This is a genomic window from Nesterenkonia sp. HG001 (assembly GCF_034438835.1).
GTDB classification, from domain to species: domain Bacteria; phylum Actinomycetota; class Actinomycetes; order Actinomycetales; family Micrococcaceae; genus Nesterenkonia; species Nesterenkonia xinjiangensis.
The window spans coordinates 64,235-81,997 of sequence record NZ_JAOSZD010000008.1; the positions used below are offsets into that span (position 1 = coordinate 64,235).

Annotated in this window: 12 protein-coding genes; 5 read left to right on the plus strand and 7 right to left on the minus strand. The window is 68.6% G+C overall.

Annotated elements, in window-relative coordinates; translation table 11 throughout:
* Window positions 1-55: 55 nt before the first annotated feature.
* Window positions 56-1,204 carry a non-hydrolyzing UDP-N-acetylglucosamine 2-epimerase gene (wecB, locus tag ODE13_RS13360; protein WP_322479706.1) on the minus strand — a complete coding sequence of 383 codons (1,149 nt, stop codon included), beginning with the start codon at window positions 1,202-1,204 and terminating at the stop codon, window positions 56-58.
* A gap of 215 nt (window positions 1,205-1,419) precedes the next feature.
* Here wecB and ODE13_RS13365 point away from each other — a divergent pair, with 215 nt between their 5' ends.
* The 4 genes from ODE13_RS13365 (at window position 1,420) to ODE13_RS13380 (ending at window position 6,961) form a co-directional block, all read left to right on the plus strand.
* Window positions 1,420-2,547: a hypothetical protein gene (locus ODE13_RS13365; RefSeq protein WP_322479707.1), complete on the plus strand. Its 1,128-nt coding sequence runs from the start codon at window positions 1,420-1,422 to the stop codon at window positions 2,545-2,547.
* Between the two features lie 112 nt (window positions 2,548-2,659).
* Window positions 2,660-4,915, plus strand: coding sequence for an acyltransferase family protein (locus ODE13_RS13370; protein WP_416210703.1), 2,256 nt, complete (start codon window positions 2,660-2,662; stop codon window positions 4,913-4,915).
* A 67-nt stretch (window positions 4,916-4,982) separates the two neighbouring features.
* Complete coding sequence (locus tag ODE13_RS13375; RefSeq protein WP_179542901.1) at window positions 4,983-5,933, plus strand: ABC transporter permease; 951 nt, start codon at window positions 4,983-4,985, stop codon at window positions 5,931-5,933.
* Window positions 5,930-6,961, plus strand: a complete 1,032-nt coding sequence (locus ODE13_RS13380; protein WP_322479709.1) for an ABC transporter ATP-binding protein — start codon at window positions 5,930-5,932, stop codon at window positions 6,959-6,961. Before ODE13_RS13375 ends, ODE13_RS13380 begins: the two co-directional genes overlap by 4 nt.
* A 132-nt stretch (window positions 6,962-7,093) precedes the next feature.
* Here ODE13_RS13380 and ndk read toward each other — a convergent pair whose 3' ends face one another.
* Genes ndk through ileS form a run of 4 tightly spaced genes read right to left on the minus strand, consistent with a single transcriptional unit; the run spans window position 7,094 to window position 12,820 of the window.
* Complete coding sequence (gene ndk / locus ODE13_RS13385) at window positions 7,094-7,507, minus strand: nucleoside-diphosphate kinase (RefSeq protein WP_322479710.1); 414 nt, start codon at window positions 7,505-7,507, stop codon at window positions 7,094-7,096.
* A complete protein-coding gene (locus ODE13_RS13390) occupies window positions 7,508-8,014 on the minus strand; it encodes a DUF4233 domain-containing protein (protein ID WP_322479711.1) in 507 nt (168 codons plus the stop codon).
* Between the two features lies 1 nt (window position 8,015).
* Window positions 8,016-9,419 (minus strand): folylpolyglutamate synthase/dihydrofolate synthase family protein, encoded by a 1,404-nt coding sequence (locus ODE13_RS13395; RefSeq protein WP_322479712.1) that lies wholly within the window; start codon window positions 9,417-9,419, stop codon window positions 8,016-8,018.
* 11 nt (window positions 9,420-9,430) lie between these two features.
* Window positions 9,431-12,820, minus strand: a complete 3,390-nt coding sequence (gene ileS, locus ODE13_RS13400) for an isoleucine--tRNA ligase (RefSeq protein ID WP_322479713.1) — start codon at window positions 12,818-12,820, stop codon at window positions 9,431-9,433.
* A 412-nt stretch (window positions 12,821-13,232) separates the two neighbouring features.
* Between ileS and ODE13_RS13405 the strand changes: the two genes are divergently transcribed.
* A complete protein-coding gene (locus tag ODE13_RS13405) occupies window positions 13,233-13,940 on the plus strand; it encodes an MgtC/SapB family protein (protein WP_322479714.1) in 708 nt (235 codons plus the stop codon).
* A gap of 34 nt (window positions 13,941-13,974) precedes the next feature.
* On the opposite strand, the gene ODE13_RS13410 is transcribed toward ODE13_RS13405, so the two are convergent.
* Window positions 13,975-14,874, minus strand: a complete 900-nt coding sequence (locus tag ODE13_RS13410) for an AraC family transcriptional regulator (protein WP_322479715.1) — start codon at window positions 14,872-14,874, stop codon at window positions 13,975-13,977.
* A gap of 152 nt (window positions 14,875-15,026) precedes the next feature.
* Window positions 15,027-17,729, minus strand: a complete 2,703-nt coding sequence (valS, locus tag ODE13_RS13415) for a valine--tRNA ligase (protein ID WP_322479716.1) — start codon at window positions 17,727-17,729, stop codon at window positions 15,027-15,029.
* Window positions 17,730-17,763: the final 34 nt, after the last annotated feature.

Sequence of the window (17,763 nt, forward strand, 5' to 3'; positions counted from 1 at the left end):
TGCCTCTCCTGCGTCTGTGCTGGACTGTGCTGCGCTGGGTGGAGACTGACCGGATTCAGCCCCGCGGGGAGAAGTCCGGCATCCGCTCGCCGAGCCCGAAGAGCTTCTCCAGCGCGGCCACGGTGCGTGCGGCAGCCGCACCGTCGCCGTAGGGGTTCACGGCGTTGGCCATCGCCCGGTAGGCCTCAGCGTCGTCGAAGAGCGTGGACACCTCGGTGACCACCCGGTCCTCGTCGGTGCCGATGAGACGCACGGTGCCGGCGTCGACGGCCTCCGGCCGCTCGGTGTTCTCGCGCATCACCAGCACCGGTTTGCCGAGGCTGGGGGCTTCCTCCTGGACGCCCCCGGAATCCGTGAGCACCACGGTGGCCAGGTTCATCAGACGGGTGAACTCGCCGTAGGGCAGCGGCTCCGTGACGATGACGTTGTCATGGCCGGCCAGCGCGGGCAGGATCGCCTCACGCACCACCGGGTTGCGGTGGGCCGGCAGCACGATGAGCTTCTCCGGGTAGCGATCGGAGAGCCGCGCCAGCGCCCGTCCGACGCCCTCCATGGCAGAGCCCTGGTTCTCCCGCCGGTGGGTGGTGACCAGCAGGACGTCCTGACCTGAGGCCGCCGCATCCTCGAGCTGCTGGTCGGAGAACGGCACCTGCTTCTCCGCGACCTCGAGCAGCGCGTCGATCACGGTGTTTCCGGTGACCACGACGTCCTCTTCGGCGATGGCCTCACGCAGCAGGTTGGCCCGTGACTGGCTGGTGGGCGCCAGGTGCAGGGAGGTGATCTGGGAGGTCATCTTGCGGTTGGCCTCCTCCGGGAACGGGGAGAACAGGTCGAAGGAGCGCAGCCCGGCCTCGGCGTGGATGACGGGGATCCCGACGTAGAAGGCGGCCAAGGCCCCCGCCGTCGTGGTGGTCGTGTCTCCCTGGACGAGGACGGCGTCAGGCTTCTCCTCGGTGAACAGCGAGTCGAGACCGGTGACCGTCCGGGTCAGCACACCGTTGAGGGTCTGACGCGGCTGGATGATGTTCAGGTCATGGTCCGGAACGATGCCGAAGAGCTCGTTGACCTGGTCCAGCATCTCGCGATGCTGGCCGGTGACGGTCACCCGGCAGTCGAAGTGCTCGCTGGCCTGCAAGGCCTTCACGATCGGAGCCATCTTGATCGCCTCGGGCCGGGTGCCGTAGATCGGCATGATCCGCTTCATCGCCGTAGTTCTTCCCCTCTGATGGTGGATCTCATGTCTTCGCTGGAGAACGCGGACTCCGTATGGCTGTCCTCCGGCGCTGCCGCCGGTCCGGCTCGAGCGCCGTGGACGCGGGCGCCGCTGCCGGAGTCACAGCGCCCAGCCTATCTGCTGCGGCACGCGCATGGGCGCAGACAGCCCGTCCCGTGCCGCACTCCTGCGCTAATGTGGTGGCGATGAGCAGCTCAGCAGACTTCACCGGGGAGGCGCAGGAGGGACGGCGGCGCCAGCGGGCGCGGCACGCATTGGCCTTCCAGGACCCGCAGTCCCCGACCCGTCGGCTGCTCGCCCGTTTCCCCGACGTCGACTGGGCCGCCCCGCGGGAATTCGCGAGCGCCCCCTCGCCGACCCGACAGCTGGTCGCCGCCGCCCGCCGGAAGAAGGTCACCAAGCACGAGGTCCAGCACGGCTATCGGACGTTCACGCTCAACGGGGACGTCATCGGTGGACTCAACCAGCGCACGCACACCCTGGTCAGCGATCAGGCCAAGCGCGCCTGCCGCGCACGGCCGCTGGCCAAGCAGTATCTGCAGGCCATGGGAGTCCCCACCCCGGCGGGTCGCGGCTTCCGCGTCCGCGAGTTCGACGATGCCGTCGCCCACTGCGCGGAGCTCGACGGACCGGTGACCATCAAACCGGCCACTGGAGCTGCCGGAGTCGGGGTGTCCTGGGCGGTAGAGGCTGAGGAGGACTTTCGACCGGCGTGGGAGTACGCCCGGGCCGCCCGTACGACACCCCTGCAGCGAAGCCTGGAGCTGCTCGTCGAGGAGCACGTCACCGGCATGGATGTCCGCGTCTACGTGGTCGGCGAGACGCCGGTGGCCGCGGTCGCCCGACTGCCGCTGTTCATCGTGGGTGACGGCCGTTCCACGGTGCGTCGGCTCGTCGAGGACGCCGTCGCCGCCCGCTCCACGAACTCCTACCTGGCCAAGCATGCCCCCGAGGTCGACGACGACGCGCTGGCCGAGCTGGGACTGAAGACTTCGGCCGTCCTCCCCGCAGGTGAGATGCGTGACATCAGCGGCACCTCCAACCCGCTGGCAGGAGGCATCACCCTCGACATCACCACCGAGCTGTGCCACGGCCACCGCGAGCTCGCGGTGGATGCGATGTGGGCTCTGCCCGGCCTGCGCGCCGCCGCCGTGGACATGGTGGTGCCGCACCTCGAGGTCTCCGACGGTGCGGTCGTGGTGGACCTGCACGACGACGCCGACCTCTCTCTGCACCGCTACCCCTCCTACGGCGCCGTGAGACGTCCCGCAGATGCCATCATCGAGCAGATGATCCAGCGGGCGAGGCGCTGACTCGGTGACGACACGCCCCTCCAGGGCTCGTCCAGCACGGCGGCCCGGCTCACCCGCGCACGCCCTGAGCCATGGGCTCCCCGAGCGTCGCCGCCTCCCTGAGCTGCACGGGGTGCGAGGTCTGGCAATCCTGGGAGTGGTACTGTTCCACCTCTTCGGAGCCGGCCGGGTCTCTGGAGGCATCGACGTCTTCTTGGCGATCTCCGGCTTCCTGTTCACCGCGATGCTGCTGCGCGAGGCCGCCGCCACCGGGCGCATCGCCGTGACGGACTATCTGGGAAGACTGGTGCGCCGCATCCTGGCCCCAGCTGCCCTGGTCATCCTTGTGACCGCAGCGGCAGGGCTGCTGATTCTGCCGGTCACCCGGCACGGGCAGCTCCTCGCGGAGGCGAGGGCCTCACTGCTGTGGCTGGAGAACCACGAGCTGATCCGCTCGCAGCTGTCCTATGAGGCCGCCGGGCCGGAGACCAGCCCTTTCCAGCACTTCTGGTCACTCTCCGTGCAAGGTCAGTTCTATCTGGTGTGGCCCCTGCTTGTGGTGCTGGCCGTGCACCTGGCTCGCCGCACCGGGCGCTCCGCCGCCGGGGTGATGGGTCTGCTGACCTCCGGAGTGCTGGTGGCCTCATTCGCCTGGGCGGTGCATCAGCAGCAGGTGGATCAGGCGGCCGCCTACCTGATGTCCTCGACCCGCGCCTGGGAACTCGCCTTCGGCGGGCTGCTGGCGCTGCTGGCCGTGCACCTGCGGCTTCCGCCACGGTGTCGCGGGGCGGCGGCCTGGCTGGGCCTGGGGCTGGTCATCAGCTGCGGCTTCGTCCTGGACGGCGCTGCTCTCTTCCCTGGCCCCTGGGCACTCTGGCCGCTGCTAGGACTGGCCCTCATCCTCTCCGCTGCGCAAGCCGCCCCCGAGGATGACTCCGGAGCTGTCGGCGACGCTGTCACGGGGACGGGGCGACCGAAGCCGCTGAGGCTGCTCTCCTCGCGACCCCTGGCCCGGGCCGGCGATCTCGCCTACAGCCTGTACCTGTGGCACTGGCCCGCGCTGATCCTGCTGCTGGAGATCACCGGCGCCGAGCGGCTTGGTCCCGGTGGCGCCGTGGTGGTGCTGGCCTTCTCATGGGCGGCGGCCTGGGCCACACACCGATGGGTGGAAGTTCCCCTCGCACGTCTGGGGCGGCCGGGACGTCAGGTCGTGGCCGGCACCTCCGTGCCGGGATCCCCGCCGCACCCGATGGCGCGCACCGCCTCCCCCGCCACCTCGCCCGCCACCGACCGCCGGGGCACCCGGAGGCAACGGAACACCCTCGCCCTCGCCGCCGCGACGTTGACGGTGACCACCGCCGCCATCACCGCGCATCTGCAGGTGTCCACTGACCCGCAGCAGGACGGCCTGGCCATGCAGGGCATGGACCGTCACCTGTATCCCGGGGCCTCGGTCACCGTCTCCGAAGCCTCCCCGGCCTCCCCCGCCGCGGCCTCCCCCGCCGCGGCCTCCATGGCCGCCCTCGACGCTGAGGATGTGCCAGTCTTCCCTGAGCTGGTGGGGCTGGGCCAGCGTGTCCCGGAGTACGCGACCCGGGACTGCCACCAGCGGACGGGGGATGATCCGGGAACCGGCGAAGTGCTGGTCTGCGAGGATCCACGCAGTCCGGAGAACCCCCGCGCGACCATCATGCTGGCCGGCGGCTCCCATGCGGGCCACTGGCAGCACGCCTGGCTGATGCTTGCCGAGGAGCACGACTGGGAGGTGCTGGTCGCCACCAAGGGCGGATGCGTGTTCCGTCACATCGAGGACCTCGAGGACAACGAATGTGCGCGCTGGAACGCGGGCTTCGCCGAGGTCGTGGCGGAGCGGAGCCCAGATGTGGTGGTCACCCCCGGGACCCGCCTCCCCCGGGAACCGGGTGAGGAGTTCATCGTCGACGGCGCCCAGGAACGATGGCAGGAGATCACCGACGCCGGTGCCGAGCTCCTGCTGATGCGCGGCACTCCCCGCCAGCTGACCAATGTCCCCGACTGCCTGGCCTCCGGCGGAGACGCGATGAGCTGCGCCCCCGACGGCGGCAGGTTCGCCGAGACCAATCCCCTGGCTGAGCTCGGGCTGCCGCCGGGCACGGCCACGGTGGATCTCAGCGAGCTGTTCTGCCCCCAGGGCCGGTGCGCGGCGATCATCGGCAATGTGGTGGTCTACCGAGACAGCCACCACCTCACCAACGAGTACGTGGAGACTGCGGCCCCCTACCTGGAAGACCGAGTGCGTGAGGCGATGCCCCATCTCTTCGAGGTGGAGTCCCAAGCTGTCGGGGCGCCGGACGGTGAAGGGCCCGCTGATACAATGGCTGGCGCTCCATGGGGAGGCCGTTCCCTGTGAGAGCCTCACGACGGCGGGACCGGCAGCCTGCCGGTACTGCGACGAAGTCCCCGGAAGGATCGTGGTGATGGCCACTCCGACAGCAGAGCGCACGGCCGCCCAGAACGGGGCGGACGCCTCGCACGAGGCCGCCCATGTGGTGCAGCTGGACGGCAGCTCGCTGGTCCGGGTAGGTGCCCGCCCCCGGCTCTTCGACTACATCCGACGCCTGTGGACCTTCCGGCACTTCATCATCTATGACTCCCACTCCCGGGTGCAGACGGCCAACTCCAACGACGCCATGGGACGCGTGTGGATGGTCGTCAACCCGATCCTGAGCGGATTCGCCTATTTCCTGGTGTTCGGGATGCTGCTTGACCTCTCCCGCGGCATCAGCAACTTCATCGGGTACCTGATCATCGGCGTGTTCATGTTCCGCTACACGACGTCAGCGGTCTCCTCCGGGGCGAGTTCGATGGTCAGCAATCAGTCGGTGGTGCAGGCCTTCAACTTCCCCCGCGCGAGCCTGCCGTTCGCCATCAACGTCCGCGAGCTCTTCTCCAACGTGCCCATGCTGCTGGTGATGGGGGTGCTGGTGCTCACCATCGGAGACGTGCCGCTGGCCGGCACCGAGCCGACGCCCGTCTCGGTGGACTGGCTGTGGCTGTTCATCTTCCCCGTGCTGGCACTGAACTTTCTGCTCAGCACGGGCCTCGGGATGCTGCTGGCGCGTGCGGTCTCCGCGTACACGGATGTGAAGCACATGATCAGCTTCGGGATGCGGATCTGGTTCTACACCTCGGCGGTCTTCTTCACCGTGGACCGTTTCGCCGGTGCCCCCGGCGGTGAGTACATCGAGTTCGCGATGTACCACAACCCGATGTTCTGCGTGCTCGACATCATCCGCTCCACCTGGCTCTACGGCGAGATGGCCGACCCTTATCGCTGGGTCGTGCTGATCACCTCCTCGGTCAGCATCTTCATCATCGGCTTCCTCGTGTTCTGGCACGGCGAAGAGAAGTACGGGAGGGAACGATGAGCGTCCCGGTGCGGAATTACACACCACGGCGGGTGAACTGGGGATCCTCCAGCGAGTCGGAGGTCCTCACGGCGCACACCGGCGAGCTGGACCTCCTGCAGCAGGACCAGCTCTTCGAGGAGATCGCCTGGGCCGACGAGGCGCGGGAGCCGGAGGTGGAGCGACTCGACGCCAGCCAGATCGCGGTGGCGGTGGACCAGGCGTCCATGATCTACAAGATCCGCTCCTCCTCGGAGTACCGGAACTCCCAGCGCAGGATCTCCCGCCAGCTGGGCAGGATCACCGGCTCGGGGTGGGCCCACGTGCCGGCGCTGCAGGATCTGAGCTTCGTGGTGCGGCAGGGCGAATCCGTGGGCGTGATCGGCACGAACGGATCCGGGAAGTCGACCCTGATGAAGCTGCTGACGGGTAAGATCCGGCCCACCACCGGTGAGGTCTACGCGACCTCGACACCGGTCATGCTCGGCGTCAACGCCGCCCTGGTGAAGCAGCTCTCCGGCCGGGAGAACATCAAGCTCGGGTGTCTGGCCATGGGGCTCTCGCCGGCACAGGTTGCCGAGAAGTACGAGATGGTCGTGGAGCTCTCCGGCCTCGAGGCCTCGCTGAACCTGCCGCTGAAGTCCTACTCCTCCGGCATGGCCTCGCGCCTGCAGTTCGCCATCGCCACCGCGGTGGACCCGGACATCCTCATCATCGACGAGGCCCTGAACACCGGTGATGCGCAGTTCCGGGCGCGCACCAAGCGCCGTCTGGACGAAGTCCGCCAGCAGGCCGGCTGCGTCTTCCTGGTGTCCCACTCGCTGGGGACCATCAAGCAGATGTGTTCCCGCGTGATGTGGATCGAGCAGGGCCGTCTGCTGGCCGATGGAGATCCGGAGTGGGTCATCCAGCAGTACCAGGAGTACACCGAGCACAAGTCCAACGACCGTCTGCGCTCTGCTCAGATCGTCTATGACCGCACACTGCTCCAGCTGGGCCCGGTACGCATCGACTTCGACGGCGGCACCCGGCCCAAGCGCGCCGGCTGACGTCGCCGCCCGGATGCTCCCGGGCCCTCCAGCGGCGCAGCGGATCGACCAGGCACAGATCAGGGCCCGGGACGGTTCACCGTCCCGGGCCCTGTGACGCGCATGCGGGCATGATCTGCCCGGGGCGGCTGCTCAGCCGAACCAGATGCCGATCTCGCGTTCGGCGCTCTCCACGGAGTCCGAGCCGTGCACCAGGTTCTTCTGCACCTTCTCCCCCCAGTCACGGCCGAGGTCGCCGCGGATCGTCCCCGGAGCCGCCGTCGTCGGCTCCGTGGTGCCCGCCAGGGAGCGCAGCCCTTCGATGACCCGGTCGCCCTCCAGGATCGCGGCGACCACGGGACCGGAGAGCATGAAGTCCACCAGAGGCTGGTAGAAGGGCTTGCCCTCGTGCTCGGCGTAATGGGCGGCCAGCTGTTCGGTGGATGCCCGCAGCTGCTTCAGCTCGGCGATGCGGTAGCCTTTGGTCTCCACTCGGCGCAGGATCTCACCGGTCAGGCCGCGCTCGACGCCGTCGGGCTTGACCAGGATCAGGGTGCGTTCAGTCATTCAGCTCTCCTCACGATGCATGTGCTCAGTCTCGGGATGCCCAGGCTCCGCCTCGGCGGCCAGGCGTTCCTCCGCCCTCCATCTTTCCATCTTCTCCCGGTCCAGCTGGCGTCCCTTGACAACCGCGTACCACCAGCACGCCAGGAACATCACCCCGACGAAGTACATGAACGGCTCGAAGACGCCGCCGGCGATGATCACGCCCTGCAGGATCCAGCCCATCCAGTAGCCCCAGGGGCGGGGGAGGACGGCACAGGTGAGGATCAGCAGCGCCGACACCACCAGGGATCCCCCGAACAGCCACCAGGCGAACCACTCGTTCTGATGCAGCCCCCAGGCCATGAGCCCGTAGAAGAACATCAGCAGCGCCTCAAGGCTGAGCACGGCCGAGGCGAACATGACCCGCACCGACCGCGGCGGACGGGTCATGCCCGGCCGCCATTCCCGCTGCGCGCGGGTTTCGCGCCGAGGTCGACCCGCGCGGGCGTCGTCGTCCCGTCCTGCCATCTCAGAGGTCACCTCCGCCCAGCAGCGTACGGGCCTCTCCGACCACCGTGATGGATCCGGTGATCAGCACGCCGGCCCCGACTCCGTCGGCGGAGGCATCGATCCTCCCCACAGCCCAGTCGATGGCCTCGTCGAGGCGTTCGGTGATGTGGATGTCCTGCTCCGAGAAGCCGACATCCAGGGCGATCTCCGCCAGCTGCGCCGACGGGATCGCCCGGGGGGAGGTGGACTGGGTGAAGCAGATGTCCTCGACCAGGCCGTCGTACTCGCGGTGCAGCGTCGCGAGGATCTCCCGGGCATCCTTTTCCTGAAGGATCCCCACCACCAGCACCAGCTGTGAGAGCCCGAACGACTCCTTGAGCGCCTGCGCGCTGGCCTCGATGCCGGAGGGGTTGTGGGCGGCGTCGATGATCATCGACGGGCTGGTGCGGAGTACCTCGAGCCGCCCGGGCGAACTGATGTGCTCGCAGGCCAGCTGGAGGATCTCCAGGCTCAGCTCCTGCTCCCCTCCCCCGATGAACGCCTCCAGCGCCGCGATCGCCACCGCCAGGTTCTCGGCCTGGTGGGCGCCATGCAGCGGCAGCAGCAGGTCGGGATAGCGTCCGGCCAGCCCCTGGATGGTGACCTGCTGACCGCCGACCCCTGGGGTGCGCGCCTCGACGCCGAACTCGACTCCTTCGAAGCGGAACGGGACCGCGGCCTCTCGGGCTGCCTCCAGCAGCACGTCAGCGGCCTCTGGGACCTGGGCGGCCGAGATCAGGAATCCCTCCGGCTTGATGATGCCGGCCTTCTCCAGGGCGATGTCCCGTTCCGAGTCACCGAGCAGATCCGTGTGGTCCAGGGAGATGGGTGTGAGCACGCTGACTGACCCGTCGGCGACGTTGGTGGCGTCGGTGATCCCTCCCAGCCCGACCTCGAGGACCATGACGTCGACGGGTTCGTCGGCGAAGATGGCGAAGGCCAGGATGGTCACGCACTCGAAGTAGGTCAGCGGCACCTCTCCGCGCGCAGTCAGCTGCTGGTCCACCAGGCTCAGGTGCGGGCGGATCTCGTCCCAGATGCGCACGAACGTCTCGTCCGCCACCGGTGATCCCTCCACACAGATCCGTTCGGTGACGGAGGCCAGGTGCGGTGACGTGTAGCGACCCACCCGCAGGTCGTGAGCGAGCAGGCCGGCCTCGATCATCCGGGCGGTGGAGGTCTTCCCGTTGGTCCCGCTGAGGTGGATCACCGGTGCGGCCCGGTGGGGCTCGCCGAGGATGTCCATGGCCATGCGCATGGGCTCCATGCGCGGCTCCATCTTGTTCTCCGGCGCGCGGGAGAGCAGCTCGGCGTAGACGCTGGCCACCGAGAACTGGTCGACCGGCTGGCCCTCGACGGGGTTCAGCGACTCGGAATCAGACATGGGTTGTCTCCTCAATCGACGGGGGTCGTCGTGCGGCGCGGACGAGAGTCCCTGCCGTCGTCGACGGTGACGCAGACCAATGGGTCAGAGGCGGCCGCGTCGGCCACCAGGTGCAGCTGAGAGGTGAGCGTCTCGGAGGTCACCAGCTCACGGTGGTCCTCGATCGCGTCGATAGTCGACGCGGCCGCGGTCACCGTGGTCCGGATGCGGTCCGAGACCTGGAGGTCGGCATCCTTGCGGGCTTGCTGGATCGTGCGGATCAGATCCCGGGCGGTGCCCTCGGCGATGAGCCTGGCGGTCAGGGCGGTGTCCAGGACGAGGAAGCCTCCCCCGGCGCCGTCGACGACGCCCTCCAGCACGGTCACGGCCTGGTCGGCCAGAGCGTCAGAGACCGTGGTGGTCAGCGTGTACTCGCCCTCGTGGAGCGCCAGCCCGCCTGCGATCACTCCCCCGGCGGTGGTCGACCAGTCGCCGGACTTCGCCCCCTTGATGGCCTTCTGGACGTCCTTTCCCAGCCGGGGTCCGGCAGCACGGGCATTGACCACCAGCTGCTGGCCGATCCCCCAGTCGTCCGCTGAGACCTCAGCGGCGTCGCGGAGCTCGACCTCCTTGATGTTGAGCTCGTCGGCGATGATCTGCTGATAGGTCCCGGCCAGGTCGGCGGCTCCGGGGACCACCACAGTCAGCTTGGCGAGAGGCTGACGCACCCGCAGCTTGGCGGACTTGCGCAGGGAGGAGCCGGCGGAGGTGATGCCACGGGTGAGGTCCATCAGCCCCACGGAACGCTCGTCGCGCAGGTACTCCTCCGGGTCCGGCCAGTCGGCCAGGTGCACGGAACGCTCCCCTGTCAGGCCGCGCCAGATGTCCTCGCTGATCAGCGGCAGCAAGGGCGCCGCCACCCGGGCAAAGGTCTCCAGTGCGGTGTAGAGGACGTCATAGGCTGCGGTGTCCTCCTCGTAGAAGCGCTGACGGGACCGGCGGATGTACCAGTTGGTCAGTGTCTCGGAGAAGGTGCGCAGCGCGTCGCAGGCCGCAGAGACGTCGTAGGCGTCGAGGGCGGTGGTCGCCCCCCGGACCAGGTCGCCGGTGGCGGCCAGGATGTAGCGATCCAAGGGGTTCAGCGCCTCGGTGTCCACCTCGGCGGCGGTGACCCGCCTCGCCTGGTATCCGGCTCCGCCGTTCGCCGTGTTGGCGTAGAGGGTGAAGAAGTGCCAGGCGTTCCACATCGGCAGCAGCACCTGGCGCACGCCCTCGCGGATGCCCTCCTCGGTGACGACCAGGTTGCCGCCGCGCAGGATGGGTGAGCTCATCAGGAACCAGCGCATCGCATCCGAGCCGTCGCGGTCGAAGACCTCGTTGACGTCCGGATAGTTGCGCAGCGATTTGGACATCTTCTGCCCGTCGGAGCCCAGCACGATGCCGTGGCTGATGACGTTGGTGAACGCAGGCCGGTCGAACAGCGCGGTGGCCAGGATGTGCATGGTGTAGAACCAGCCGCGGGTCTGTCCGATGTACTCCACGATGAAGTCTGCCGGATGGTGGTCTTCGAACCAGTCTGCGTTCTCGAAGGGGTAGTGCACCTGCGCGAACTGCATGGACCCGGAGTCGAACCAGACGTCGAGGACGTCGGGCACACGCACCATCGTCGACCGCCCGGTCGGGTCATCCGGATTGGGCCGGGTGAGCTGATCGATCCAGGGACGGTGCAGGTCCGGCTCGCCCTGGGCATTGCGCGGGTAGTCCCCGAAGGCCTCCTTGAGCTCGTCCAGGGACCCGTAGACCTCGGTGCGCGGGTAGGCGGGGTCGTCGGAGATCCATACCGGGATGGGGCTTCCCCAGTAGCGGTTGCGGGAGATCGACCAGTCCCGGGCGTTCTCGAGCCACCTGCCGAACTGGCCGTGCTTGACGTTGGCCGGGATCCAGTTGATGGCCTCGTTGTGCTCGAGCATGCGCTTCTTGATCTGGGTCACGGCGACGTACCAGGACGTCACCGCCTTGTAGATCAGCGGGGTGCGGCAGCGCCAGCAGTGCGGGTAGGAGTGCACGTAGGACTGTTCCCGGACCAGGCGGCCCGCGGCCTTGAGCACGTTGATGATGGTGCGGTTGGCCTCGAAGACCTGCACACCGGCGATCTCGGCCAGCGGGGCGTCGCCGTCTCCGGTGGGCTCGGCGAACATCGGCAGGAAGCGCGCGCCCTCGTCGATGGAGAGGATCACGGGGATCCCTGCCTCCTCCGAGGACCGCTGGTCCTCCTCACCGTAGGCGGAGGCCTGGTGGACCAGGCCGGTGCCGTCCGTGGTGGTGACGTAGTCCTCCACCAGCACCCGGAAGGCATGCTGGGTGCCCCACTGTTCGGCGTCGGTGTAGTAGCTCCACAGGGGCTGATACTCCAGGCCCGCCAGATCGGCACCCTGGTAGCGGGCGACCACGGCGGCGGAGGCGTGCTCGGCGGCGGTGCTGTCCTCAGTGTCCGCGAATCCCAGGTCCTTGGCGTAGGCGCCGAGGAGCTCACCGGCGAGCAGGTGCCGACCCGGCTGCGGCCCGTCGGCCGGTGCCTCAACGACGACGTACTCGACGCCGGGGCCCACGGCGACGGAGAAGTTGGTCGGCAGGGTCCAGGGGGTGGTCGTCCAGGCCAGCAGGTTGACCCCGCGCAGGGAGTCTCCGTGCTCGCCGCCGCCGGTGACCGGGAAGCTGACGGTCACCGAGGGGTCCTGGCGTTCCTTGTAGACGTCGTCGTCCATGCGGAGCTCATGGTTGGACAGCGGTGTCTCGTCCTTCCAGCAGTACGGCAGCACGCGGAAGCCCTGATAGGTGAGGCCCTTCTCATGGAGCTGGGAGAAGGCCCAGATGACCGATTCCATGTAATCGACGTTGAGGGTCTTGTAGTCGTTCTCGAAGTCCACCCAGCGGGCCTGGCGGGTGACGTAGTCCTCCCATTCCGCGGTGTACTTCAGCACCGAGGAACGGCAGGCGTCGTTGAAGGTGTCGATGCCCATGGCCTCGATCTCGGCCTTGTCGGTCATGCCCAGCTGCTTCATGGCCTCCAGCTCGGCGGGCAGACCATGGGTGTCCCAGCCGAAGCGGCGCTCCACGCGCATGCCACGCTGGGTCTGGTAGCGGGCGACCAGGTCCTTCACATAGCCGGTGAGCAGATGCCCGTAGTGCGGCAGCCCGTTGGCGAAGGGCGGGCCGTCGTAGAAGACGAACTCTCCGCCGCGTCCTCCCCCGGCTTCGGCCGGGCGGTTGTCCACCGACGCCTGGAAGGTGCCGTCCTCGGCCCAGCCTGCCAGGACTCGCTCTTCGATCTGCGGGAACCGTGGGGAGGAGGGGATCGTCTCGGAGGCACCGGGGGCCGTGGTCGTGCGGGGATACACGGGCGAAGAGTTCTGCTCGGTCATGGAGATCCGTCCTGGGTGTTCACGATCTGGTGGGCGTCGCGTTCTTCCGCAAGGACGCCTCAGCCGGGGCCGGACGCGGTACCACCTCGCTTGTCCGCATCCACACCTCGGCGCGTGGGCCTGGGCGAGGAGGATACGGACCTCTCCATGACAGCTGTGACGGGCATGCCCGTCCGGTTCTACTGGGGCCCGCCGCTGGAGTGCGGACCGGTTCCTCCGGAAGCTCACCGGTGATGGCCGGGTCATCGCTGATGGGCATATTCTACGGGATCATCTCCCGGAGGGCAGAACCGGCGGGCCAGACCCGGCGGGCGCCTCTTCCCGGCCGCTGCCCGCACGGCTACGGTGGTGGTCTGCCCACGGCGGCGCTGCCGTCGGGACACGGGCCTGGACGTCGAGGCGGAGGTGCGGGATGGAGATCACCTGGGTCTCGGAGACAGCGGTCACGGAGGCGGTGCTGCTGCTGTGCGCGTTCGTGCTCTCCGCGGTGATCGGGATCGAGCGCGAGGTCCGGCTGAAGTCCGCCGGGGCCCGCACCCACATCCTGGTGGGGCTGGGCTCGGCGCTGTTCACCCTGGTCTCGGCCTACGGGTTCTCGCCCCTGCTGGGCGAGGAGGTGATCCTGGACCCCTCACGCATCGCGGCCCAGATCGTCACCGGCATCGGCTTCCTGGGCGCCGGCGTGATCTTCGTGCGGCAGAACATCGTCTCCGGACTGACCACCGCCGCGTCGATCTGGGTGACCGCCGCCGTCGGCATGGCCTGCGGGGCAGGCATGCCGCTGATCGCCGGCCTCACCGTCGCCTTCTACCTGCTGGCGGTCACACTGATCACCATGCTGGCCCGCCGGCTGCCCCGGCACAGTCGCAGCCGGGTGTTCCTGATCCGCTACGCCGACGGTCGCGGAGTGCTGCGGGATGTGCTGGGCCGAGCCTCGGACCTCGGCTACGCCTCGGCGCTGTCCCGCACCCGTCAGCTGGAGGCCGACGACGAACCCGTCGTGGAGGCCACGCTGCGCTTCACCAGCCTTCAGGGCGTCAGCGCGGACGAGCTGCTCCGGTCCCTCACGGAGATCTCCGGCGTGCGCGAGGTGCGCTCCATCCAGGAGGAGCACGACTGAGAGGCCCCGGGCCCCTCAGCCGCGCGGGCCTCGCTCAGCCCTCCAGCTGCTCCGTCTCGCGGACCGCAAGCCACAGCTCCATGTGGCTCTCACTGCCGTAGGCGTCGAAGACCGTGGCCAGCAGCTCGGGGGCCTCCACCGGCTCATAGGGGTTGGACGGGAACCACTCCCCGTAGGCCTGCGGCCACAGCTGTTGGATGTCCTCGATCTCCATGCTCCGGGAGCCGAGCACCAGCCAACGGTGGGCACCCACACGCAGGGAATGGTGGTCACCGGTGGGCCCGTCGGTGGCGGCGGCCAGCCAGTAGTCGAAGGTGCTGCCGTCCTCGCGCTCCTCCTCGAAATCGGTGCACACCGCCAGCACCCCTGCGGGGCGCCGGGTGGAGCGTGCCGAGATGTCCTCCAGCACGTCGCGTCCGAGTTCCTCCAGGAACTCCGTCATGGCAGGGTTCGGTCCCTGCTGGACGATCGACATCCGACGGCTGCGCCCCACCAAGGTGAAGGCGTCCAGGGTCTCGATCCGATAGTTCATCTGCTCGGTTCCTTCCACTGTGAGGGTGAACCGCAGCGGGGCCTGGGACCGCAGTCCCGCTCCGGCACCCGCGCCCCGAGCCTCGGCAGGGCCGACCCCATGGACCGTGCGGAAGGCGCGGCTGAAGGCGTCGGCGGAGCTGTACCCGAAGCGCACGGCGATGTCCTGCAGCGGCTCCCGTCCGCCGAGCACCGTCGACGCGGCCAGGGTCATGCGGCGGCGCCGCACGTATTCCGAGACCGGCATGCCGGCCAGCACGGAGAACATCCGGCGGAAGTGATGCTCCGAGGTCACGGTGGCCTGTGCCAGCCGGGCGACGTCGATCTCACCTCCGGAACGGTGCGTCGCGCCGTCGGCGATCTGTTCTTCGATCAGTGCGATCGCCCGATTCCAGCTGTCCATCCTGCCCTCCGTCGATCCGCGTCCTGCGGTTCCTCTGACCTCATCAGCATAGGGAGACGACGACGCCGCGGACCCGACGAAGCATGCCCGCTTCGGTCGGGTCCGCGGCGTCGGAGGAGGCTGCGGGACGAGGCTGCCGGAGGCAGCCGGGCTCAGCTCTGCTCGGGGTCCGCGAGCTCCACATCGGAGACTGAGATCGCATGGACGGCCTCGCCCTCCCCGACAAGCTCGATCGCCCGGGAGCGGGTGGCGGCACGGATGTCGCCGAGCGCCGCCTCGATGTGGCTGAGCGCGTCGTTGGGAGCCGTGACCCGGGCGGAGACCACCTCAGTGCGCTGCTTGACCTTCGCCTCGGACTTCGCCCGGCGCAGCCCGGCGAGCACCTCGGCCACCGAAGGCAGCATCGCGGCGTTGCCGTGCACAGCGTCCAGCGCCTCGGCCTGAGGCCACTCGGCGCTGTGGACGGAGCCCTGGCGCCACCACCGCCACACCTCATCGGTGGCGAAGGGCAGCACCGGAGCGAAGAGCCGCAGCACAGCGTCCAGGGTGGTGGCCAGCGCGGCCCGGACCGAGGCCTGGGCCTCCTCGCCGCGGGCGCCGTAGGCACGGTCCTTGACCAGCTCGACATAGTCGTCGGTGAACTGCCAGAAGAAGGACTCCACGCGTTGCAGAGCCCGGGCATAGTCGTAGCCGTCGAAGGCCGAGGTGGCCTGGGCGATGACCTCTCGGAGCTCGACGATCAGTGCGCGGTCCAGCGGCTCGGTGAGCACCTCGAGGTCCTCGGTCCCGCCCACGATGTGCTCCTCGGTCACCCCGAGGTTCAGCGCGAACTTGGAGGCGTTGAGCAGCTTGATGGCCAGACGGCGGCCGATCTTCATCTGCGCGACCTCGTAGGCGGTGTCCGCGCCGAGCTTGGCTGAGGCCGCCCAGTAGCGCACAGCGTCGGAGCCGAACTGGTCCAGCACGTCGTCGGGGACCACCACGTTGCCCTTGGACTTCGACATCTTCTTCCGGTCCGGGTCAAGGATCCAGCCGGAGATCGCCGCGTCGGTCCACGGCACGGAGCTATTGAGCGAATGGGCACGCACCACCGAGGCGAAGAGCCAGGTGCGGATGATGTCGTGGCCCTGCGGGCGAAGGTCGAAGGGGAAGACCTTGGCGAAGAACTCGTCGTCGTGGCTCCACCGTCCCGCGATGTGCGGAGTCAGTGAGGAGGTCGCCCAGGTGTCGAGCACGTCGGCCTCCCCGAGGAACCCCCCGGCCTGGCCGCGCTGGGACTCCTTGTAGCCCGGAGCGGTGTCGGTGGTGGGATCCACCGGCAGCTGCGACTCCTCAGGCAGCACCGGGGCGTCGTAGTCCGGCTCGCCGTCGGCATCCAGCGGATACCACACCGGAATCGGCACGCCGAAGAACCGCTGGCGGGAGATCAGCCAGTCGCCGTTGAGGCCCTCCACCCAGTTCTCGTAGCGGGAGCGCATGAACCCCGGGTGCCAGTCGATCTCGGTGCCCCGGCGCAGCAGGGCGTCCCGCCGGTCCGCCTCGCGTCCGCCGTTGCGGATATACCACTGCCGGGAGGTCACGACCTCCAGGGGCTTGTCGCCCTTCTCGTAGAAGTGCACCGCGTGGGTGATCTTCTCCGGCTCACCCTCGAGCAGGCCTGCCCCGCGGAGCAGGTCCACCACGGCCTCCTTGGCGGAGTGGACGGTCTTGCCGGCGAGCTGCTCGTAGTTCGCCCGGCCCTGCGCGGAGGTGATCCATTCCGGAGTCGCGCGGCTCAGCCGACCATCACGGCCGATCAGCGCCCGCGTGGGCAGCTGCAGCTCCCTCCACCAGGTGACATCGGTCATGTCGCCGAAGGTGCAGATCATCGCGACGCCGGAGCCCTTCTCCGGGTCCGCCAGCCGGTGCGCCCTGACCTCGACGGCGACGTCGAACAGCGGTGAGGTCACCGTGGTGCCGAACAGATGCTGGTACCGCTCGTCCTCCGGGTGGGCCACCAGCGCGACGCAGGAGGGCAGCAGCTCAGGGCGGGTGGTCTCGATGAAGACCTTCTGGCCCTCCGCCGTGAAGAACGGGTAGCGGTGGTACGCGCCGGGGTGATCCTTGGCCTCCAGCTCTGCCTGCGCGACGGCGGTGCGGAAGGTGACGTCCCACATCGTGGGGGCCAGGGCCGTGTAGGCGTGACCGTTCTGCACGTCGCGCATGAAGGCTCGCTGGGATATCGCACGGGTGCTGTCGTCGATGGTGCGATAGGTCTGAGTCCAGTCCACCGAGAGTCCCAGTCGTGAGAAGAGATCCTCGAAGACCTTCTCGTCCTCCACGGTGAGCTTCTCGCACAGCTCGATGAAGTTGGGCCGGGAGATGACGTCCCAGTCGCGCTGGTTCCTCGCGGGCTTCTCCGGAGGGGTGTAGCCCTGGATATAGGCCTTGGACGGGTCGCAGCGCACGCCGTAGTAGTTCTGCACCCGACGCTCGGTGGGCAGGCCGTTGTCGTCCCAGCCCAGCGGGTAGAAGACGTTCTTGCCGCGCATACGCTGGAACCGGGCCAGCACGTCGGTCTGGGTGTAGGAGAACATGTGTCCCACGTGCAGCGACCCGGAGGCGGTCGGAGGCGGCGTGTCGATCGAGTAGACCGCCGAACGCTCGGTGTCCTCCTCGAAGCGGTAGACCTTCTCCTGCTCCCACGCAGCGGAGAGCTTGTCCTCCAGCCCCTCCAGCGCCGGACGATCAGGCACCTGCGGAGTCTTCACCGGCGTCGCCGCCGTCCCCGGGACCGCGGTCACGGCCTCCGTGGGAATGTCAGCGCGTTCGGTCTCGATGACGGGCGAGTCTGTGCCCAAGTTCTGTTCAGCCATGCCGCCCATTCTTCCATGGGCGCGGACTCCGTCG

Coding starts and splice junctions, on each gene's coding strand:
- wecB (WP_322479706.1), bottom strand. CDS start 1,204: ATGAAGCGGATCATGCCGATCTACGGCACCCGGCCCGAGGCGATCAAG.
- ODE13_RS13365 (WP_322479707.1), top strand. CDS start 1,420: ATGAGCAGCTCAGCAGACTTCACCGGGGAGGCGCAGGAGGGACGGCGG.
- ODE13_RS13375 (WP_179542901.1), top strand. CDS start 4,983: ATGGCCACTCCGACAGCAGAGCGCACGGCCGCCCAGAACGGGGCGGAC.
- ODE13_RS13380 (WP_322479709.1), top strand. CDS start 5,930: ATGAGCGTCCCGGTGCGGAATTACACACCACGGCGGGTGAACTGGGGA.
- ndk (WP_322479710.1), bottom strand. CDS start 7,507: ATGACTGAACGCACCCTGATCCTGGTCAAGCCCGACGGCGTCGAGCGC.
- ODE13_RS13390 (WP_322479711.1), bottom strand. CDS start 8,014: ATGGCAGGACGGGACGACGACGCCCGCGCGGGTCGACCTCGGCGCGAA.
- ODE13_RS13395 (WP_322479712.1), bottom strand. CDS start 9,419: ATGTCTGATTCCGAGTCGCTGAACCCCGTCGAGGGCCAGCCGGTCGAC.
- ileS (WP_322479713.1), bottom strand. CDS start 12,820: ATGACCGAGCAGAACTCTTCGCCCGTGTATCCCCGCACGACCACGGCC.
- ODE13_RS13405 (WP_322479714.1), top strand. CDS start 13,233: ATGGAGATCACCTGGGTCTCGGAGACAGCGGTCACGGAGGCGGTGCTG.
- ODE13_RS13410 (WP_322479715.1), bottom strand. CDS start 14,874: ATGGACAGCTGGAATCGGGCGATCGCACTGATCGAAGAACAGATCGCC.
- valS (WP_322479716.1), bottom strand. CDS start 17,729: ATGGCTGAACAGAACTTGGGCACAGACTCGCCCGTCATCGAGACCGAA.